The organism is [Clostridium] clostridioforme AGR2157 (assembly GCF_000424325.1).
In the GTDB taxonomy this organism is placed as follows: domain Bacteria; phylum Bacillota; class Clostridia; order Lachnospirales; family Lachnospiraceae; genus Enterocloster; species Enterocloster clostridioformis_A.
Map to the genome: position 1 here is coordinate 21,208 of NZ_AUJR01000034.1, position 20,165 is coordinate 41,372.

16 protein-coding genes and 2 pseudogenes are annotated in these 20,165 nt (G+C 52.0%); 16 read left to right on the top strand and 2 right to left on the bottom strand.

The window, feature by feature from the left end; all coding sequences use genetic code 11:
- Positions 1 to 13: 13 nt before the first annotated feature.
- The gene (locus tag G614_RS0114960; RefSeq protein ID WP_027642597.1) at positions 14 to 1,768 is read left to right on the top strand and encodes a carboxylesterase family protein; all 1,755 of its coding nucleotides are present in this window, start codon (positions 14 to 16) and stop codon (positions 1,766 to 1,768) included.
- Positions 1,769 to 1,791: 23 nt separating this feature from the next.
- Entirely contained in the window at positions 1,792 to 3,228 is a 1,437-nt protein-coding gene (locus G614_RS0114965) for a glycoside hydrolase family 1 protein (RefSeq protein ID WP_027642598.1), read from the top strand.
- Here G614_RS0114965 and G614_RS30095 read toward each other — a convergent pair.
- Positions 3,229 to 3,456, bottom strand: a pseudogene (locus tag G614_RS30095) (radical SAM protein); the annotation flags it as partial. It lies immediately after the preceding gene.
- Positions 3,457 to 3,630: 174 nt separating this feature from the next.
- Here G614_RS30095 and plsX point away from each other — a divergent pair.
- The 10 genes from plsX to G614_RS27605 all read left to right on the top strand — a co-directional run bounded on the left by plsX (position 3,631) and on the right by G614_RS27605 (position 15,050).
- Positions 3,631 to 4,638, top strand: a complete 1,008-nt coding sequence (plsX, locus tag G614_RS0114970) for a phosphate acyltransferase PlsX (protein ID WP_027642599.1) — start codon at positions 3,631 to 3,633, stop codon at positions 4,636 to 4,638.
- 69 nt (positions 4,639 to 4,707) lie between these two features.
- Positions 4,708 to 4,938 carry an acyl carrier protein gene (gene acpP, locus G614_RS0114975; RefSeq protein ID WP_002564308.1) on the top strand — a complete coding sequence of 77 codons (231 nt, stop codon included), beginning with the start codon at positions 4,708 to 4,710 and terminating at the stop codon, positions 4,936 to 4,938.
- Positions 4,939 to 5,037: 99 nt separating this feature from the next.
- Entirely contained in the window at positions 5,038 to 5,742 is a 705-nt protein-coding gene (gene rnc / locus G614_RS0114980) for a ribonuclease III (protein WP_027642600.1), read from the top strand.
- Positions 5,743 to 5,753: 11 nt separating this feature from the next.
- Positions 5,754 to 9,314 carry a chromosome segregation protein SMC gene (gene smc, locus G614_RS0114985; RefSeq protein ID WP_027642601.1) on the top strand — a complete coding sequence of 1,187 codons (3,561 nt, stop codon included), beginning with the start codon at positions 5,754 to 5,756 and terminating at the stop codon, positions 9,312 to 9,314.
- A gap of 80 nt (positions 9,315 to 9,394) precedes the next feature.
- Entirely contained in the window at positions 9,395 to 10,327 is a 933-nt protein-coding gene (gene ftsY, locus G614_RS0114990) for a signal recognition particle-docking protein FtsY (RefSeq protein WP_027642602.1), read from the top strand.
- Positions 10,328 to 10,386: 59 nt separating this feature from the next.
- Positions 10,387 to 11,619: a threonine ammonia-lyase gene (ilvA, locus tag G614_RS0114995; RefSeq protein ID WP_027642603.1), complete on the top strand. Its 1,233-nt coding sequence runs from the start codon at positions 10,387 to 10,389 to the stop codon at positions 11,617 to 11,619.
- Between the two features lie 34 nt (positions 11,620 to 11,653).
- Positions 11,654 to 13,240 carry a ClC family H(+)/Cl(-) exchange transporter gene (locus G614_RS0115000; protein ID WP_027642604.1) on the top strand — a complete coding sequence of 529 codons (1,587 nt, stop codon included), beginning with the start codon at positions 11,654 to 11,656 and terminating at the stop codon, positions 13,238 to 13,240.
- A gap of 34 nt (positions 13,241 to 13,274) precedes the next feature.
- Positions 13,275 to 13,865, top strand: a complete 591-nt coding sequence (locus G614_RS0115005; RefSeq protein ID WP_027642605.1) for a hypothetical protein — start codon at positions 13,275 to 13,277, stop codon at positions 13,863 to 13,865.
- A gap of 18 nt (positions 13,866 to 13,883) precedes the next feature.
- Positions 13,884 to 14,177: a hypothetical protein gene (locus G614_RS0115010; RefSeq protein ID WP_027642606.1), complete on the top strand. Its 294-nt coding sequence runs from the start codon at positions 13,884 to 13,886 to the stop codon at positions 14,175 to 14,177.
- A 252-nt stretch (positions 14,178 to 14,429) separates the two neighbouring features.
- The gene (locus tag G614_RS27605; protein WP_049948065.1) at positions 14,430 to 15,050 is read left to right on the top strand and encodes a radical SAM protein; all 621 of its coding nucleotides are present in this window, start codon (positions 14,430 to 14,432) and stop codon (positions 15,048 to 15,050) included.
- Here G614_RS27605 and G614_RS34470 read toward each other — a convergent pair.
- Positions 15,050 to 15,184: pseudogene (locus tag G614_RS34470) on the bottom strand (MBL fold metallo-hydrolase); the annotation flags it as partial. The gene G614_RS27605 and the pseudogene G614_RS34470 sit on opposite strands and share 1 nt — an antisense overlap.
- A 114-nt stretch (positions 15,185 to 15,298) precedes the next feature.
- Between G614_RS34470 and G614_RS0115020 the strand changes: the two are divergent.
- From G614_RS0115020 to G614_RS0115040, 4 genes are all read left to right on the top strand, one after another.
- The gene (locus G614_RS0115020) at positions 15,299 to 16,174 is read left to right on the top strand and encodes a DUF368 domain-containing protein (RefSeq protein ID WP_330366910.1); all 876 of its coding nucleotides are present in this window, start codon (positions 15,299 to 15,301) and stop codon (positions 16,172 to 16,174) included.
- 23 nt (positions 16,175 to 16,197) lie between these two features.
- On the top strand, positions 16,198 to 18,093 hold the full coding sequence (locus G614_RS0115025; protein WP_027642608.1) for a sigma-54-dependent Fis family transcriptional regulator: 1,896 nt from the start codon (positions 16,198 to 16,200) through the stop codon (positions 18,091 to 18,093).
- Between the two features lie 219 nt (positions 18,094 to 18,312).
- Positions 18,313 to 19,197, top strand: coding sequence for a 2-hydroxy-3-oxopropionate reductase (gene garR, locus G614_RS0115035; protein ID WP_027642609.1), 885 nt, complete (start codon positions 18,313 to 18,315; stop codon positions 19,195 to 19,197).
- Positions 19,198 to 19,231: 34 nt separating this feature from the next.
- A complete protein-coding gene (locus tag G614_RS0115040) occupies positions 19,232 to 20,131 on the top strand; it encodes a dihydrodipicolinate synthase family protein (RefSeq protein WP_022201812.1) in 900 nt (299 codons plus the stop codon).
- The last annotated feature ends 34 nt before the right edge of the window (positions 20,132 to 20,165 follow it).

The window sequence follows — 20,165 nt, forward strand, 5'->3', positions numbered from 1 at the left end:
AGAAGGTGTGGTTATGAAGAAAAAATGGCTATTGCTCTTAATAGCGGGAGCTGTGCTGGCATCCGGCTGCAAGGGGGAAAACATGGGAAGAGGACAAGCGGTTATGACGCAGGAGACTGCGGCCGGGGAGAATCCGGCTCCGGAAGCGCCGGCTGCTGCGCCGGAGACATCAGCCCAGCAGGAGGCTGCAGAGGAAAAGAGAAAGGATACTGCTTTTGGTCCGGTTGAAGGGACTGAAAAGGGGGAGGCGCTGGTATGGTACGGCATTCCTTATGGGAAGGAACCTTCTGGCAGTCTCCGCTGGAAGGCACCATTGGATCCGGATGTCTGGACGGAAAAGCTTTCCGCCACGGATTTTAAGGAGCCTGCCCTTCAGCTTGAAAATGAAGCGGTTATCGGAACGGAGGATTGCTTAAACTTAGATGTTTACAGCAGGAAAGGGGCCAAAAAGCTTCCTGTTATGGTTTTTATCCATGGAGGCAACAATCAAACCGGAAATACCAGGGAATTAATAGGAACTGAAATGGCAGTGAAAAATGATATGGTTTTTGTATCAGTGAATTACCGTTTGGGACTTCTGGGCTTTAACTGTCTGCCCGCCCTTATGGAAGAGGAACATGCCACCGGCAACTTTGCCATGCTGGATATAGCAAAGGCTCTTGACTGGGTAAGGGAAAATATTGAGCAGTTTGGCGGCGATCCGGAAAACATAACGGTTTCGGGGTTCAGCGCGGGAGGGCGCGATGTGATGGCCATGCTCATAAGCCCTCTGTTTAAAGGAAAATTCCAAAAAGCCGTGGTTTTCAGCGGCGGTATGACCGTGTCCGACCAGGAATTGAGCGCAAAAAAAATTGCAGCTGCCATTGCGCCTCTGGCTGTAGAGGATGGGAAAGCAGGGGATGAAACAGAGGCAGAGGAATGGCTTTTAGGAACAGGGGAGGAGGTGCGGGATTATTTATACAGCATTTCTTCAGAACGCTTAAGCGCCCTTATGGGAAACGCGGGAATACGGATGAACGTGTTCCCCCACCTTTACGCCGATGGTGTTGTGATTCCAAAGGAAGGCTTTGAAACAGATGCGTATATAGATGTACCTGTTCTGATGCTCACCGGAACTACAGAATTCAGCATGTTTGCCTATGGAGATAGTTATTATTCCGGAAGCGGCATGGAAGGTCTTTCAGAGGAGGAGCTCCTTGCCGCAAAAAATTTTGCCATAAAATATGGAAGCAGAATGTATGGATATTTTAACACAGAGGCTTCCGCTGAGAAGATGAGCTCTTCCTATGAATCCCCCATTTATTTATGCAGCGTCAATTATGGAGATTCCAGCTCCGCCTATCCAATTCCTGTTTACGGGTCTTTCCATGGTATTTTTATACCCATGCTTTCCACAGAGAACAATTATGCCCCCATGCTGCCTGATACCTTTAACCAGCCTGGATATGTGGACATGGGGAATCTGTTTTTGCAGTACCTTAAAAACTTCCTTTACACAGGAGATCCAAACGGCCAGGGCCTTGAAGCCTGGAGCCCATGGGACGAAAAAACGCATCTTACCATGGTGCTTGACGCCGCAGAGGGCAAAGCCCTGGCAGAATGTAAGTCTGTAAAAACGTCTTACGGTGTAATTATGGATGAAATGGACCAGGATGAAACCATATCCAAAGAAATAAAAGAAAAGGTAATCGCAAATGTGATGAACGGCAGATGGTTCAGCGGCCACCTGGATCAGCGCTATGAAAATAAAAGCCTTTGGGTGGATTAAAATATAGAAAGGAGATTGAAACAATGTCAGTATTAAAAGAAAACTTTTTATGGGGCGGCGCAGTGGCCGCCAACCAGTGCGAGGGAGCCTGGAATGTGGACGGAAAGGGGGTGTCCTGCGCTGATTTGTGCACAGGAGGTTCCCGCACAACCTCCAAGAGGATTACGAGAGCTGTGGAGGAGGGGACCTTTTATCCCAGCCATGAGGCCATTGATTTCTACCATCATTATAAAGAGGACATCGCCCTCTTTGCAGAAATGGGTTTTAAGTGCTTCCGGTTTTCTATTGCCTGGACCAGGATTTTCCCCACTGGAATGGAAGAGGAGCCAAATGAAGCCGGATTAAAATTCTATGATGATGTCATAGAGGAATGCTTAAAGCATGATATTGAACCTTTGGTAACCATTTCCCATTATGAAATGCCCTTTGCCATGACGGAAAAATACAATGGCTGGGCTTCCAGAGAATGTGTGGAGCTTTTTGTGAAATACGCAAAGGTCTTATTTAAGCGGTATAAAGGAAAGGTGAAATACTGGCTGACCTTCAATGAAATCAACGCAGGCACCATGCCCATGGGAGGCTATTTGTCCCTGGGAATTTTAAATGAAGGCACCACGGATTTTATGAACCAGAAGGATATTCCGGCCCTGCGTTTTCAAGGGATTCACCATCAGTTTGTGGCAAGCGCCCTGGCTGTCATGGCAGGACATGAGATTGACCCTGACTGCCAAATCGGCTGTATGATCTGCCATATCACCACCTATCCCCTCACCTGCAATCCCAATGATATATTGAAGGCTCAGAAGAAAAACCAGATCATGAACCAGTTCTGCGGGGATGTACAGGTTAGGGGAGAATATCCTCACTTTATGAAACGGTATTTTGAGGAAAATCAAATCACTGTTAACATGGAGCCAGGGGATGCAGAAATTTTAAAGCAGGGCTGCGTGGACTTCTATACCTTCAGCTACTACATGTCAAACTGCGAGAGCGCTGACAAAGACAAGGTCCGGACAGGCGGCAATTTAGCCGGAGGGGCCAAAAATCCATATCTGGAATCCAGCGACTGGGGCTGGCAGATCGACCCTAAGGGCTTACGGTACACCTTAAATGAGCTTTATGGCCGCTACCGCATCCCCTTAATGGTGGTGGAAAACGGTCTGGGCGCTTATGACAAGATTGAAGAGGACGGAAAAATCCATGATGAGTACCGCATTGATTATTTGAAAAAGCATATTGAGCAGTTGAAGGAAGCGGTCAGGGATGGCGTGGACTTGATGGGTTATACTCCATGGGGCTGCATTGACTTAGTCAGCGCTTCCACAGGAGAGATGGCAAAGCGGTACGGCTTCATCTATGTGGAAAAATACGACGACGGAACAGGGGATTTATCCAGGAGAAAAAAGGATTCCTTTGACTGGTATAAGAAGGTGATTGAAAGCAATGGGGAAGAACTGTAACAGTCCAAAGGCATTGCCGTCACCGAGAAAGACGTGCTTTGGATTCCCTCCCAGATTACGGACCCGTTCCAGCTCCGCCTCTATCTGCTCCATGGGAAGCTCCCTGTATTTCAGGTGTCGGAACAGAGTGCAGAATTTGCACCGGTTGTAGGAACAGCCAACGGCAACCGGAAGCATATAGGATGAGCGTTCCATGGGACCGCGGCAGATTTGTCCTTCATAATTCATAGAAATTCCTAATCCAAACGTTGCAGAAGTATGCATATTCCTGACGTATGTACGCCTGGAACGGACACAAACAGGGGCCTTCAATTCCCCCAAAACCAGTAAAAAAACATATTGATTTATAGAATGATATCTAGTATATTATAAGTTGTATGCAGGACCGAAAGGAGAGTCATTATGATTAAAGTAGCGGTAGACGCCATGGGCGGGGATTATGCACCAGGCGAGATGGTAGCCGGAGCAGTGGAGGCTGTGAACTCAAAACCTGGCATCCAGGTACTTCTTGTGGGACAGGAGCAGGCAGTTGTTTCAGAACTGTCAAAGCACACCTATGACAAGGACCAGATTCAGGTGGTGAACGCCACGGAAGTCATTGCCACCGAGGAGCCGCCGGTTAACGCTATCCGTAAGAAAAAGGACTCTTCCATTGTGGTAGGCTTAAGCCTTGTAAAACAGGGGGAGGCCGACGCCTTTGTATCTGCCGGAAGTTCAGGAGCAATCCTGGTAGGCGGACAGGTGATAGTGGGGCGCAATAAAGGGGTGGAACGTCCGCCGCTGGCACCGCTTATTCCTACGGAGAAAGGCGTATCACTTTTGATTGACTGTGGAGCCAATGTGGATGCCAGAGCGTCCCATCTGGTGCAGTTTGCCCAGATGGGTTCCATCTATATGGAGCACGTGATGGGAATTGAGAACCCGCGGGTGGCCATTGTCAATATCGGTGCGGAGGAAGAAAAAGGCAATGCGCTGGTGAAGGAGACATTTCCTCTGTTAAAGGAATGTAAGGGGATTAACTTCATCGGAAGCATTGAAGCCAGGGAAATTCCCCATGGCGGAGCGGATGTCATTGTCTGCGAGGCATTTGTGGGCAATGTAATCCTGAAGCTGTATGAAGGGGTTGGGGCCACCTTAATCAGCATGGTGAAGGGCGGTATGATGTCCACCCTGCGCAGCAAGATTGGCGCCCTGTTGGTGAAGCCGGCTCTCAGGGAAACACTTAAATCCTTTGACGGCAGCCAGTACGGCGGAGCCCCCCTGCTGGGTCTGAAAGGCCTTGTGGTCAAGACCCACGGCAATTCAAAGCGCACGGAGGTGCGCAATTCTATTATTCAATGTGTGACGTTTAGGGAACAGGATATCAATGGCAAAATCCGTCAGTGCCTGGACGTTCAGAACGAAGAATAAGTCCGAAGAACGAAGAATAAGTCCGAAGGACGAAGTAAAAATCAAGATTTAAGAAAGAGGAGCTAAGAGATGGAATTTGAGAAATTACAGGGTATTATCGCAGAAGTGTTGAACATTGAACCCGAGGAAGTGACAATGGCAGCTACATTCGTAGATGACCTGGGTGCGGATTCACTGGACATTTTCCAGATTATCATGGGAATTGAAGAGGAATTCGACATTGAGATTCCAAATGAGGCTGCAGAACAGATTGTGACAGTAGGCGATGCAGTAGAGCAGATTAAGAACGCTTTAAACTAACGGACAGGCACAGGGGCTGTAAGCACAGCCCTTTTTGTGCGTTTGAGAGGTATGTTTTAAAGGCCTGCCCCAAGGGTATTTGAAGAAGGAAGGATCATTATGAACAGTCATTTAAGAGAACTGGAAGAGAGGATTTCATACGAGTTTAAGAACAAGAACCTGTTTACCCAGGCCCTGACCCACAGCTCCTATGCCAACGAGCACCGTCTGGACCACAGCAGATGCAATGAGCGTCTGGAGTTTTTGGGGGATGCTGTCCTGGAAATCGTGACCAGCGAATTCCTCTACCGCAAGTATGAAACGCTGCCGGAGGGAGATTTGACGAAAATCAGGGCCAGCATTGTGTGCGAACCCACCCTGGCTTACTGCGCAGGGGACATTGAGCTGGGCCAATATCTGTACCTGGGCAAGGGCGAGGATGCCACTGGCGGGCGGAACCGCAATTCCGTGGTGTCAGATGCCATGGAGGCCCTGATTGGCGCAATTTATCTGGACGGTGGTTTTGCTAATGCAAAAGAGTTCATTCATCGTTTTATCTTAAACGACATTGAACACAAGCAGCTCTTTTATGATAGCAAGACTATCTTACAGGAGATGGTGCAGAGCCGCCAGGAGGCGCCCCTGTCCTATGAGATCATCCGTGAGGAAGGTCCGGACCACAATAAATCCTTTGAGGTCTGCGCCAAAATAGGGGATGAGGAGGTCGGCCGCGGCTCGGGACGTACCAAGAAGGCAGCAGAACAGTTGGCTGCCTATAACGGCATCCTGAAGCTTAAGGCACAGGAAGCCGCAGCAGAAGAATAAGCAGGTGGACTATGTATTTAAAAAGTATTGAGATTCAGGGGTTTAAATCCTTTGCCAATAAGCTGGTATTTGAATTCCATAACGGCATCACCGGCATCGTGGGTCCCAATGGCAGCGGCAAGAGCAATGTAGCCGACGCCGTGCGCTGGGTACTGGGTGAGCAGCGCATCAAGCAGCTGCGCGGCGCCAGTATGCAGGATGTCATTTTTGCGGGAACCGAGATGAGAAAGCCCCAGGGGTTTGCCTACGTGGCCATCACACTGGACAACAGCGACCATCAGCTGGCCATTGACTATGACCAGGTGACGGTATCCCGCCGTCTCTACCGTTCCGGTGAGAGCGAGTATATGATAAACGGCAGCGCCTGCAGACTAAAGGATATCAACGAGCTGTTCTATGATACGGGTATCGGCAAAGAGGGATACTCCATCATCGGGCAGGGACAGATTGACAGAATACTAAGCGGTAAGCCGGAAGAACGCCGGGAGCTTTTTGATGAAGCTGCCGGTATCGTTAAATTTAAGCGCCGCAAGGCCATTGCGCAGAAGAAGCTGGAGGACGAGCAGGCCAATCTGGTCCGCGTAAGCGATATCCTCTCTGAGCTGGAGAAGCAGGTAGGGCCCCTGGAACGTCAGTCCAGGGCAGCCAGGGAGTATCTTCAGTTAAAGGACAGCCTTAAGATATGCGATGCCAACCTGTTCCTCATGGAGACGGAGGGAACGGGAAAGCAGCTGGAGGAAGTGGAGAAGCGCCATCAGGTCCTCTCCGGCGATATGGAGGACACAGGCAGGGAGTCTGAGCGCCTGAAGACCGGATACGAAGAGCTGGAGCAGACTCTGGCGGATCTGGAGCGCCGCATGGCAGCTGACCGGGATGAGCTGAGCCAGGGCACGGTGCTTAAGGGCAATCTGGAAGGCCAGATTAATGTCCTGAAGGAACAGATACATACGGAGGAGATGAACCAGGAGCATCTGGAGCACAGGCGGGAAGTGATTACCGGGGAACTGGCTGCAAAAAATCAGCAGCTGGCCTCCTACAAGGAAGAATTAAAGGCCATGGGCGACCAGGTAAGGGATGCCCTGAAGCGCCAGGAGGAAGCCGGCGCAGACCTGGCGGGGCAGGATGAGGCCATCCGTCAATTGGAGGAAGCCATCGAAGGGGCCAAGGGCAGCATCATACAGGCCCTTAACGAGAGAGCCTCCCTGACAGCCAGGCAGCAGCGCTATGAGACCATGCTGGAGCAGGTGAATCTGCGGCGCAGCGAGGTATCGCAGAAGCTTCTCAGATTCAAGAGCGACGAGTCGGTGCAGGATGAGCTCATCGGCAGGGAACGGGCTTTGTTAGGCCAGCTGAATAAGGAGCTGGAGCAGAAGCAGTTCGCGGCTCAGGAGACTGAGGACGCCCTCCTTAAGGCGGAGCAGGAATCCCACCGACTGAACCGGAATTTAAACGACACCCAGCAGGAGTATCATATGGCCTACACCAAGCTGGAGTCCCTTAAGAACCTGGCGGAACGCTATGACGGCTACGGCAACAGCATCCGCAGGGTCATGGAGGTGCGTGACCGGGTACACGGCATCCATGGGGTAGTGGCGGATATCATCACCACCAGCCAGAAGTATGAGACGGCCATCGAGACAGCCCTGGGCGGAAGCATCCAGAACATTGTAACGGATTCAGAGGCAACGGCTAAACAGCTGATTGAGTATCTGAAGAAGAATAAATACGGCAGGGCCACCTTCCTTCCGCTGACCAGCATAAACGGCAAACAAGCATTTTCCCAGCCCGCGGCCCTGAAGGAAAAGGGTGTTCTGGGGCTGGCCAGCGATCTGGTCCAGGTAGATTCCCGGTATGAAGGCCTGGCCAGGTACCTGTTAGGCCGTGTGGTAGTGGCAGACACCATCGACAGTGCCATTGCACTGGCCAGAAAGTATAAGTACAGCCTCCGCATCGTCACCCTGGAGGGCGAGCTCTTAAGCGCCGGCGGTTCCATGACGGGCGGCGCCTTTAAGAATTCCAGCAACCTGCTGGGACGGCGCAGGGAGATTGAGGAGTTAGAGAATACCTGCAGCAAGGCACTGGTACAGGTGGAGAAGATACAAAAGGAACTGAATCTGGAAGAATCCCTGGCCCAGGAGAAAAAGGGAGAACTGGAGAAGCTGCGCGCCGACATCCAGTCCATGGCCATCCGGGAGAATACCATCCGCATGAATATATCCCAGCTGGAGGATAAGAAGGCGGAGATAGCGGAGTCATCCACGGACCTGGTGCGCGAACACGGCCAGCTGGAGGAGCAGGTAAAGGAAATCAATGAGAGCCGTACAGCTCTCACCCAGGACTCCAGGGAACTGGAGCAGGTGAGCACTCAGGCCAACCAGGAGATAGAGGACAAGACAGTTATCCTGGAGACCTCCAGGAAAGAGCGGGAGACCTGCGCTGCTGCCCTGTCGGCCCTGCAGATGGAGGCAGCCAACCTGCGCCAGAAACAGGACTTTATACGGGAAAACTCAGACCGTGTGTCCGGAGAAATAAAGAAGCTTACAGAGGAGTTTGACTCACTGGCCGAAGGCACGGGAAATTCCGAGCAGGTGATTGAGGGCAAGCGCCGGGAGATTGCCCATCTGGGAGAACTGATTCAGAATGCCATGGTGCATATGAAGGAGCTGGAACAGGTGATGGCCGGCCATGAGGCCGAGAAGGAGGAGATGTCCTCCAGGCAGAAGGCGTTCCTGGCAAAACGGGAGGAACTGACCGCCCGTCTGGCAGAGCTGGACAAGGATATGTTCCGCATCCAGGCCCAGAAGGAAAAGCTGGAGGAAAAACTGGAGGCGTCCACTGCCTATATGTGGTCGGAATATGAGATGACCTATTCCACGGCTCAGGAGCTTAAGAGGGAGGAATACCAGTCCGTCCCTGAGGTAAAGAAGCTCATAGATGAATTGAAATCCAGGATAAAGGGACTGGGCAACATCAATGTCAACGCCATCGAGGATTACAAAGAGGTATCGGAGCGCTACGAGTTTATGCGGACCCAGCACGAGGACCTGGTCACTGCCCAGGCCGAGCTGGAGAAAATCATTGAGGAACTGGATACCGGGATGCGGCGTCAGTTTGAGGAGAAGTTCGGTGAAATACGGGCTGAATTCGACAAGGTCTTTAAGGAATTGTTCGGAGGCGGACGGGGCACACTGGAACTGATGGAGGACGAGGACATCCTGGAGGCAGGCATACAGATCATTGCCCAGCCCCCGGGCAAGAAGCTGCAGAACATGATGCAGCTCTCAGGCGGTGAAAAGGCTCTCACAGCCATTTCCCTGCTGTTTGCCATCCAGAACCTAAAGCCGTCCCCATTCTGTCTTCTGGATGAGATTGAGGCAGCCCTGGACGATTCCAATGTGGACCGTTTCGCAGGATACCTTCACAAGCTGACCAGGAATACCCAGTTCATCGTTATCACCCACAGAAGAGGCACCATGGTCTCAGCGGACCGCCTCTACGGCATCACCATGCAGGAGAAGGGCGTGTCCACGCTGGTCAGCGTGAACCTCATTGCAGATGACCTGGATAAATAGTGCAAGTTGTGATATGATGATTCATATATATTGATTGTATATAAGACCTAATATGTAAGACACAAAAAGGAGAATGATTTATGGCAGAGGGAAAGAAGGGCTTTTTCGGGCGCCTGGTAGAGGGCCTGGCCAAAACCCGCAGCAATATCGTGTCAGGGATAGATTCCATTTTCAGTGGTTTTTCCGCCATTGACGATGATTTCTATGAGGAGATAGAGGAGACCCTTATCATGGGAGATTTGGGAATCCAGACCACCATGTCCATTGTGGAGGATTTGCGTAAGAAGGTGAAGGAGCAGCACATCCGGGAACCGGAGGAGTGCAAGGAGCTTTTAATCAACAGCATAAAGGAGCAGATGGACCTGGGGGAAAACGCATACGAATTCGAGCACAGGAAGTCCGTGGTTCTGGTCATCGGTGTCAACGGAGTGGGCAAGACCACGTCCGTGGGCAAGCTGGCCGGACAGCTTAAGGACGACGGGCGCAGGGTCATACTGGCGGCGGCGGATACCTTCCGGGCGGCTGCCATTGAGCAGCTGACAGAGTGGGCCTTACGGGCCGGCGTGGAGCTTATAGCGCAGCAGGAGGGCTCTGACCCGGCGGCTGTTATCTACGATGCAGTGGCGGCAGCCAAGTCCAGGAAGGCGGACGTGCTAATCTGTGATACGGCCGGAAGGCTTCACAATAAGAAGAACCTGATGGAAGAGCTTAAGAAAATCAACCGCATCATTGACAAGGAATATCCGGATGCCTACAGGGAGACTCTGGTGGTGTTAGACGGCACCACGGGACAGAATGCCCTTGCTCAGGCCCGCCAGTTCATGGAAGTGGCTGAAATCACAGGCATTATCCTGACCAAGCTGGACGGCACAGCCAAAGGAGGCATTGCCGTGGCCATCCAGTCCGAACTGGGAATTCCTGTAAAATACATCGGAATCGGGGAGAAGATAGACGATTTGCAGAAGTTTAATGCAAATGATTTTGTAAATGCCCTGTTCCATGTGCAGCCTTGAATTTAATACATTGACGTGCTATAGTATAGGATAAAAGTAAGGGAAAGAAGGACCAAGATATGGAAGAACTGACACTGGAAAAATTTGAAGAGGCCTCCGAGCTTGTGAAGGATGTGACCACAGAGACAAAACTGATATACAGTGAGTATTTCTCAGCCCAGACAGGAAACAAGGTATTTTTCAAGCCGGAGAACATGCAGTACACGGGAGCCTATAAGGTGAGGGGCGCCTACTATAAGATACACACCCTGACCGAGGAGGAAAAGTCCAGGGGACTGATTACCGCGTCGGCCGGCAACCATGCCCAGGGAGTGGCCTACGCGGCCAAGCTGGCCGGCGTGAAGGCCACCGTGGTCATGCCCACCACCACGCCTCTTATGAAGGTGAACCGCACCAAGAGCTACGGCGCTGACGTGGTGCTGGAGGGGGATGTTTTTGACGAGGCCTGCGATCACGCATATAAGCTGGCGGACGAGTTCGGATATACCTTTGTGCATCCCTTTGACGATCTGGACGTGGCTACGGGACAGGGCACCATTGCAATGGAAATCATCAAAGAGCTTCCCACCGTGGACTACATCCTGGTTCCCATCGGCGGGGGCGGTCTCTGTACCGGCGTTTCCACCCTGGCCAAGCTTCTGAACCCGAAGATTAAGGTCATAGGCGTCGAGCCCGCAGGCGCCAACTGCATGCATGTATCACTTAAGGAGGGAAAGGTGGTAGGACTTCCCCAGGTGAACACCATTGCGGACGGTACGGCAGTGAAGCGTCCCGGCGAAAAGCTGTTCCCTTACATACAGGAGAATGTGGACGGCATCATCACCATCGAAGACAGCGAGCTGATTGTGGCTTTCCTTGACATGGTAGAAAACCACAAGATGATTGTGGAGAATTCCGGCCTTTTGACTGTGGCTGCCCTAAAGCATCTGAACGTACAGAAAAAGAAGATTGTATCCATCTTAAGCGGCGGCAACATGGATGTCATCACCATGTCCTCCATTGTACAGCACGGCCTGATTGAGAGGGACCGTGTATTTACCGTCTCCGTGCTGCTTCCTGACAAGCCGGGAGAGCTGGCCAGGGTATCCGCCCTTCTTGCCAAGGAGCAGGGCAATATCATCAAGCTGGAGCACAACCAGTTCATCAGCATCAACCGCAATGCTGCCGTGGAGCTGCGCATCACCATGGAGGCATTTGGAACAGACCATAAGAATCAGATTGTATCTGCCCTTACCAGCGCGGGCTACCGTCCCAAGCTTGTAAAGTTCAAGGGCACCTACAGTGAGATGTAGGCCTCAGGCCGGACAGGATACAGGGGGAAACGTTATGCAGCCGGAAGAACATACGGTTACTCATACCATTAACCGTTACCGGAGTTTTCGTTATGAGTTGATTTTAGAGGGAGTAGTGGTGGGCGCCCTGGCAGGCGCCGTGGTGGTGGCCTTCCGCTATCTCATTGGTTCCGCAGATATACTGCTGAACATGATACTGGACTATGGCAAGAGCCATACCTGGTTTGTGCCGGTATGGATTCTGATTCTGACCGCCGCCGCATGTGTGGTGTCCCTTCTCCTTAAATGGGATTCCCTGATATCAGGCAGCGGCATTCCCCAGATTGAGGGGGAAATCATCGGTGAAATCAATGAAACATGGTGGCGTGTGCTGCTTGCCAAGCTGGGCGGCGGCATTATATCCCTGGGATGCGGATTGTCACTGGGGCGCGAGGGGCCCAGCATCCAGCTGGGAGCCATGACGGCAAAGGGCTTCTCCAGAGCCGCCAAACGGGTGAAAACAGAGGAAAAGCTTCTCATTACCTGCGGAGCCAGCGCCGGATTGTCGGCTGCCTTTAATGCTCCCATCGCAGGCATACTGTTCTCCCTGGAGGAGGTACATAAGCATTTTTCACCGGAGCTTCTCCTTTCCTCCATGGCAGCGTCCATTACTTCGGATTTCGTATCCAGGAATGTATTTGGCCTTACGCCGGTATTCTCCTTTCACATCACCCATATGATGCCCCTGGGCACCTATGGTCATGTGCTTGTTTTGGGCGTGCTGATGGGCGCCATGGGCGTGGTATATAATACCACCCTGTCCAAAACCCAGGATTTGTACGGGAAGATTCCCTGGAGGACAGTGAAGCTTCTGATTCCCTTTCTGCTGGCAGGCGTGTTTGGCTTTACATACCGCGGCGCGCTGGGCGGCGGCCATGCCCTGGTGGAAGAACTGTCCGCAGGGGAGATGGCTCTGGGTGCCCTGTGCCTGCTGCTGGTGGTCAAATTCACCTTCAGCATGATAAGCTTCGGCTCCGGGGCGCCGGGAGGCATCTTCCTGCCCCTGCTGGTGATGGGGGCCATCATAGGAACCATATATTACAATGTGGCCCTCCTTGTCAGCCCCTCTCTGAGCGGCCTGGTGGGGAATTTCATCATCCTGGGCATGGCAGGCTATTTCTCAGCCATTGTGCGGGCGCCAATTACAGGCATCATACTGATTAGTGAGATGACGGGATCCTTTTCCCATCTGCTGACCCTGTCCATGGTTTCACTGGCAGCCTATCTGGTTCCGGACATGGTTCACTGCGCACCGGTGTACGACCAGCTCCTTCACCGCCTTCTGGCAAAGCAGAACCCGGACAAGAAGGTCACGCTCACAGGGGAAAAGGTGCTGGTGGAAGGCATGATTTACCATGGAAGCGCAGCCGAGGGAAAGAAGGTTTCAGCCATTGCCTGGCCAAGGACCTCCCTGGTGGTGTCCCTTATGCGCGGGGAGGCCGAGTTTGTGCCCAGAGGCGATACAGTGCTCAGGGCAGGGGACAAGATAGTGATGCTGTGCGACGAGACTTCACAGGGACAGCTTCACAGGGTGCTGCAGGAATATTGTGAGACGGTGGCTCCCATGCAGAAAGGGCAGTGATGCCTGTGCATGGGCGGATGGAAGGAGGAATTACATGAATCGAATCAAAAGGCTTTTGGGCAGAAAGGGTATTCTGCTGACCATAGCGCTTACAGCCCTGCTGGCCGCAGGATGCGGCGGAGGCCAGAAGGAGCCTGTTAAGACTTCTGAGGCAGAGACATCCGCCCCCGCGGAGACAGGGACAACGGCCGAGACAGGAACCGAGCCGCAGGAACTGCCAAATCCCATGGTGGAGGTGAAGGATGTCCTGGCCTTTGAGACCATAGGCGTCCATATGGTGCTGCCTGAGGGGGCTGAGGATACCAGCTTTTTCATCATCAACCAGGAGGTGGCGGATGCCCAGTTCACTCTGGACGGTGTGGCATACACCTACAGGGCCTCGGATACGGCAGAGGACTTTGCGGGGATTTTCGAGCGCTTTAAGGATGAGGCCATTACACAGAACTATGATTACGGTGAAACCAGCCTGGAAGTCCTGATTAAGACCACGGACAGCGGCGGCCGCCTGGCTTCCTGGGAGTGGGGAAGCACCAAGTACACCCTTTATACGGCAGCCCAGGTGGACGATGACACCATCACGAATTTAACCATGAACCTGGTGGATCTGAGCCAGTATGAAAAGTAGTCTAAAAGAGGGTAGCATATGCTGGAGCTGAAGAATTTCATGCCGATTAATTTCCTGAAAAAAGAAAAATTTACCGGAAGCCACAATGGCATGCGTTTTCGTATGGAAAAGCTGGATATGGAAGGTGAGGACGGACCGCGCCTGGGAGTTACCATTTGGCCTGAGCCCTATGGTTATGACGCCACTCCGGAGGAAGAAAAGGAACAACAAATTCTGTCCTTTGACGCGGACGGCATAGCAAAAGGGGTGGACTGGCTGAACGAGCAGTTTGAAGGCCAGAAAGCCAGATGGAAGGCTGTGAGCCGCAGTTAAACGGATTAGGAAGGCATTCCTCCAATCCTTGTATTTTCAAGGAATTTTGACCGCTAAATGTTCAATCCTTACGGTTTGCCCTTGTTTTTGCCCTTATGAGCTGAAACAAGGGCAAATGTTTTACTGCCCGACTACCATATCCAGAAGTTTTGCGGATTTTTTCTTCGCTTCTCTGGTGGCGTGGGCGTACACATTCTTCTCCCGGACTTGAAATCAGGAAATATCCGTTGTTGATTTAGATGCAAATCTTAATTGAGAATATGTCTGGAAATCATTGAACATTATGGGTTCGGAGTCTCCATCCTGACGAAATCAGACCTGATTCTGCGGGATCTGGACCTGCTTAAGCGAATCAACGAAAAAACAAAGTGCGTGGTCCAGATGACCCTGACCACCTGCGACGAAGACCAGTGCAGGATAATTGAGCCCCATGTATGCACCACCAGCCGCAGGGCCCAGGTGCTGGAAATCATGCGGGACGAGGGGATTCCCGCCATCATCTGGATGTGCCCCATCCTTCCCTTCATCAATGACACCGCAAAAAACATCCAGGGTATCATCGAATACGGGGAAAGGGCCAGGGTCCACGGCATTCTTGCCTTTGACATTGGAGTAACCTTAAGGGATGGAGACAGACAATATTTTTACAGCAAGCTGGATGAACATTATCCAGGCCTGAAGAAACAGTACATGGATACATATGGAAATGCCTACGAGGTGGGGAGCCCCCGCAGGAAAGAGCTTATGGCGCTCTTTAAGCGCCTTTGCAGAGAACGGCAGATGGAAACCGATATCAATAAGCTCTTTGCCTATCTTCAGGAATTCGAGGACAAGGGAGCGGGAGAGCAGTTAAGCTTCATGGACCTGATATAGATGCTGCTGGCATAAATCCTGCATCCGGTCTGCTGCATCAGGTATTTGCTGCCGCCGATGTGGTCCGCATTGGAATGGGTGTTGATGATGGCGTGGAGACTCCAGCCCTCCCGTTCCAGAATCTGGCGCACCTCGGCAATGAAAAACCGTGCTTGAATTTTCTGTCAATTCCTGTATAATTATTCAGAGAAAATCATGCTGCCGCCCGGTCATGCCGGATGGCAGCAAAATGACAGGAGGAAGATTACGTGCTTTTAAATGGAATAAGAGGTTTCTGCATGGCCCTGGCGGACAGCGTTCCGGGGGTATCCGGAGGAACCATTGCTTTTTTACTGGGTTTTTATGATACATTCATTGAATCCCTGAACGACCTTATGGGCCGGGACAACGGCAGAAGGAAAGCTGCCTTTTTGTTTCTGGTAAAGCTGGGAGTGGGATGGGTCATCGGCTTCTGCATGTCGGTGCTGATTCTGTCCAGCCTTTTTGAGGTTCACATCTACCGAATCAGCTCCCTGTTTCTTGGACTGACCTTATTCGCCATTCCCATGGTGATCCGTGAGGAAAAGGAAGTGCTTAAAGGCAGGTACGGAAATATCGCATTTACCATTATAGGAGTCCTGCTGGTATTCGGCATCACCTATTTTAATCCCTCCGGCGGTGAGGGCATCAGTGTATCAGTGGAGCATCTGTCACTGGGACTGGTGGTGTATGTGTTCTTCACTGCCATGATTGCCATTACCGCCATGGTGCTGCCGGGCATCTCAGGTTCCACGCTTCTTCTCATATTCGGGCTCTATGTGCCCATCATAGGTGCTGTGAAGGAATTCCTGCACATGAATATGGACTATTTCCCCATCCTGATGGTATTTGGTCTGGGCGTCGTCACAGGTATCGTGGGAATTATTAAAATCATCAAGATGTGCCTGGAGCGGTTCCGCTCCCAGACCATTTACGCCATCATCGGCCTGATGACAGGCTCCCTCTATGCCATCACCATGGGGCCCACCACCCTGGATGTGCCCAGGGCGCCCATGAGTCCCTCCACCTTCAGTATCCTGTTTTTCATACTGGGCGGCGTGATACTGGCAGGGCTGGAGTTTTTAAAGGCACGTCTGGACAAGTAGTCATGTAAAAAGGGGAAAGCGGCATGGGGAAAATCGTTCTTCTGGTGCCAAGGGAGGAAATGCTCTACCTGGCCCACAACATTCTTCAGGAAAAGAAGTATGCCATTGCGCAGATGCGTGTCATCCAGACAGAGAATACGGTGGTGGAGGCCAGGAATTCCATTGCCGCCGGGGCGGACATCATCATTGCCAGGGGCCTTCAGGCATCCCTCATCAAGCAGTATACGGATGTGCCTGTGGTGGAAATCGTGGCCACTGCCCAGGAGATGGCTCTCCTGGTGGTAAAGGCCAGGCAGATAGTAAAAAAGGCCAGGCCAATCATTGCTGTGGTGGGCTTTCAGAACATGTTCTGCGACATGACATACTTTGAGACGATCTATGACATAAAGCTGCGCACTTATTTTGCCGCCAATGGTTCCGGGTTAAAGCAAAAAGCCATGGAAGCCGTGGAAGAGGGCGCTGACCTTATGATTGGAGGGGACATAGCGGTTGAGACTGCCAAGGAGGCAGATATCCCGTCCCTGTTCCTGTCGATCACCGAGGATTCCCTGCGCACTGCCTTTTCCATGGCTGAGAGCCTGGATTTTGCCATGGGCGCAGAGAAGAGGAGCACTGCCCAGATTGAGACACTTCTGGACTATTCCTTTAACGGGGTGGTGAACATGGACCGGAAAGGAGTCATCACCACGGTGAATCCGGTAATGCGGGACATACTGGGAGCTGACGGTGAACAGGTGGCAGGCCGGCACATTACCCAGGTGTTCTCCGACATAGACAGGGATAAGCTTTCACAGGTCCTGGAGGGAAAGGAGGAGAGCTATTCCTCCTTCATGCAGGCCGGAAAGACCTCCATCTTCGCCATTCTGGCCCCTGTCCGCGTGGGAAATGAGACAGAGGGGGCCATTCTTACCTGCCACAAGGTAAAGCAGCAGAGCCGCGGTGAACGGCGCCCGGAACGGGATGGAGCAAACAGGGTTCAGGGCCTGATTGCCAGGAGAAGTTTTTCAAGTATACTCCAGGAGTCAGGGGCCATGAAGGAGTGCGTCCACCTGGCCAGGCTTTACTCCCAGTCGGAACAGCCTGTGCTGCTTTATGGGGAAACCGGCACGGAGCGGCGTGCGCTGGCTGAGAGCATCCACAATACAGGGATTTGCAGTGAAGGCCCCTTCCTGGCCCTTTCCTGCGCAGGCCTTACCTGGGAGGAGCAGGAGGAAATGCTCTTTGGAAACAAGGGAGCCGTGTTTTTGGCAGAAGGCGGTACCCTGTATCTGGAGGATGTGGAGACACTGTCCTTAAAAAGCCAATACGGCCTGTACCAGCTCATTCGCTATAAGACAGGCAGCAGGGATTTTGCCAGGACCATGGGCTTTCATATCCGCGTTATCGCCTCCAGCATCCTGACACCGGAGGACCTGAGTCATCTTGCTTTTTCAGGAGGGTTCCGGCAGGACCTGTATTATCTCTTCACGGGACTGGTCCTTCGGGTGCCGCCCCTTCGGGAACGGCCGGAGGATCTGGAACAGGCAATCAGGGACACGGTCAAGGAAGCCTGCGACCAATATTCCCGTTACCATGTGGTGACCCAGGGTGGGATGCAGTGCCTGAAATCATATCCGTGGCAGGGAAACCTTCTCCAGCTGGAGACATTCTTAAAGCGGCTGATACTGACAGCTGAAAAGCGGAGCATCGACGAGATTCTGGTGAGGAAGCTGCTGCGGGAACTGTTTCCTTCTTCTGCTCCGGTCCGGATGATGCCGGACGGACAGGGGATAGGGGGGCCGGTTGCCTGTGAGGAGGAACGGCAGATACGCCTGGCCCTGACAGCCCAGGGCGGCAGCAGAGAGCGCGCCGCTGCCTGCCTGGGAATCAGCAAGGCAACCCTGTGGAGAAAGATGAAAAAATACAATATCGAACTATAAATGAACTATAAATGAAACGATTGTTTCAAATGTGAAATGCGATTTGAAATCATAGGCGGCTTGTATAAAACAAGCTGCCTTTTTCATTTACAATGCCAATTGTAAGGAAGGAAGGGTACAGCTATAATGTGGGCATAGGTCAGAAAAACAAGCTGACGGGAAAAAATGTTTGTAAAAAGATGTAACTAAAAATGTTTCTAAGAAAGGTGAGGTAATGATATGAAAGTAGGATTTATCGGATTAGGAATCATGGGTAAGCCAATGAGCAAGAATTTATTAAAAGCCGGTTATGAGCTGGTTGTTTTTGATTTTAACAAGGACGCTGTAAACGAAGTGACAGGATGCGGCGCTGTATCTGCCGCAAGCGGCAGGGAAGTGGCGGAGCAGTGCGAGGTGGTCATCACCATGGTTCCCAACTCTCCCCATGTACGCGCTGCCGTGCTGGGCGAAAACGGTGTTGCAGACGGCGCCAAGCCGGGAACAGTACTGATTGACATGAGCTCCATTGACCCGACCGAGAGCAAGGCCATCGGCGCTGAGCTGGCGAAAAAGGGCATTGACATGCTGGATGCTCCTGTTTCCGGCGGAGAGCCAAAGGCCATCGACGGGACACTGTCTGTCATGGTAGGCGGCAAAAAAGAGCTGTTTGACAAGTATTATGACATGCTCATGGTAATGGCCGGTTCCGTGGTATACGTAGGCGAGCTGGGTTCCGGCAACGTGGCAAAGCTGGCAAACCAGATTGTGGTTGCTGTGAACATTGCTGCCGTATCTGAGGCCCTTACCTTCGCAAAGAAGGCGGGAACCGACCCTGAGCTGGTATATCAGGCCATCCGCGGCGGACTTGCCGGATCCACTGTCATGGACGCGAAGGCACCCATGATGCTGAGCAGGAACTTTAAGCCGGGATTCCGCATTGAGCTTCACATCAAGGATTTGAACAATGCGCTGAACGCCGCACATGCAATCAGCTCTCCGGTTCCCTTAACAGGACAGCTTATGGAAATCATGCAGGGATTGAAGGCTGACGGTTATGAGAAGGAAGACCACGCAAGCATTGTCAAGTATTACGAAAAGATTGCCAATACTACAGTTGAATCATAATCGGACCTGGACCCGGATATAAAGGAGAAGCGTTATGAATACAGATTTTATCAAGGGTGTTATTGTACCCATTCTCACCCCCATTAATGAAAATGAGTTTATTGACGAGGCGAAGCTGCGGGAACAGGTGAACTATGTGATTGAAGGAGGGGTGTCAGGCATCCTGGCCTTTGGAAGCAACGGCGAATTCTATGTCATTGAAGAGGATGAGATGGAGCGCGGACTTAAAATCATGATTGACCAGGCAGCGGGGCGTGTGCCCGTTTATTTCGGCATTGGCGCAATCAGCACAAAAAAATGCTGCCGTCTGGCTAAGATGGCAGCAGACAACGGGGCAGCAGGCATATCCGTGCTGCAGCCCATGTTTCTGAAACCAACAGAGGATGAGCTTTATCTTCATTTTAAGACCATAGCGGAATGTGTGCCGGAGACCCCTGTGCTTCTGTACAACAATCCGGGAAGGGTGAACTATACCATGTCCGGAAAGCTGGTGGAGCGCCTGGCTCATGAGGTTCCCAATATCGTGGGAATGAAGGATACCAGCGGCGATATAACCCAGACAGCTGAATTTATCCGCAGGACAAGGGATGTGGGATTCAAGGTGTTTGGCGGTAAGGACACCCTGCTCTACGCTTCCATGTGCCATGGGGCAGTGGGAGGCGTGTGCACGGCTGCCAATTTCATGCCTGAGCTTATAGTGGATGTATACAATAAATATGTGGCCGGAGACCTGAAAAGGTCCCTGGAAGCCCAGTTCAAGCTGAATCCGGTCCGGCTTTCCATGGATGGAGCCAGCTTCCCTGTGGCCGCAAAGGATATGGCTAACTTAAGGGGACGCTCCGTCGGACTTCCCTATAAGCCAAACCTGGCCACGCCTGAAGGCCCTGTACTGGACAGAATCAAGTCAGAGATGAAACAGGCAGGGCTGATTTAAAGCGCCTGTCTATGTATGGCGCCTGCCTATGTAT

Excerpts from the sequence above, each read along its gene's own strand:
- ilvA (WP_027642603.1), top strand. The coding sequence starts at position 10,387 with ATGGAAGAACTGACACTGGAAAAATTTGAAGAGGCCTCCGAGCTTGTG.
- rnc (WP_027642600.1), top strand. The coding sequence starts at position 5,038 with ATGAACAGTCATTTAAGAGAACTGGAAGAGAGGATTTCATACGAGTTT.
- G614_RS0115000 (WP_027642604.1), top strand. The coding sequence starts at position 11,654 with ATGCAGCCGGAAGAACATACGGTTACTCATACCATTAACCGTTACCGG.
- acpP (WP_002564308.1), top strand. The coding sequence starts at position 4,708 with ATGGAATTTGAGAAATTACAGGGTATTATCGCAGAAGTGTTGAACATT.
- G614_RS0115040 (WP_022201812.1), top strand. The coding sequence starts at position 19,232 with ATGAATACAGATTTTATCAAGGGTGTTATTGTACCCATTCTCACCCCC.
- smc (WP_027642601.1), top strand. The coding sequence starts at position 5,754 with ATGTATTTAAAAAGTATTGAGATTCAGGGGTTTAAATCCTTTGCCAAT.
- G614_RS0115010 (WP_027642606.1), top strand. The coding sequence starts at position 13,884 with ATGCTGGAGCTGAAGAATTTCATGCCGATTAATTTCCTGAAAAAAGAA.
- G614_RS0114960 (WP_027642597.1), top strand. The coding sequence starts at position 14 with ATGAAGAAAAAATGGCTATTGCTCTTAATAGCGGGAGCTGTGCTGGCA.
- garR (WP_027642609.1), top strand. The coding sequence starts at position 18,313 with ATGAAAGTAGGATTTATCGGATTAGGAATCATGGGTAAGCCAATGAGC.
- G614_RS0115025 (WP_027642608.1), top strand. The coding sequence starts at position 16,198 with ATGGGGAAAATCGTTCTTCTGGTGCCAAGGGAGGAAATGCTCTACCTG.
- plsX (WP_027642599.1), top strand. The coding sequence starts at position 3,631 with ATGATTAAAGTAGCGGTAGACGCCATGGGCGGGGATTATGCACCAGGC.
- G614_RS0115005 (WP_027642605.1), top strand. The coding sequence starts at position 13,275 with ATGAATCGAATCAAAAGGCTTTTGGGCAGAAAGGGTATTCTGCTGACC.
- ftsY (WP_027642602.1), top strand. The coding sequence starts at position 9,395 with ATGGCAGAGGGAAAGAAGGGCTTTTTCGGGCGCCTGGTAGAGGGCCTG.
- G614_RS0114965 (WP_027642598.1), top strand. The coding sequence starts at position 1,792 with ATGTCAGTATTAAAAGAAAACTTTTTATGGGGCGGCGCAGTGGCCGCC.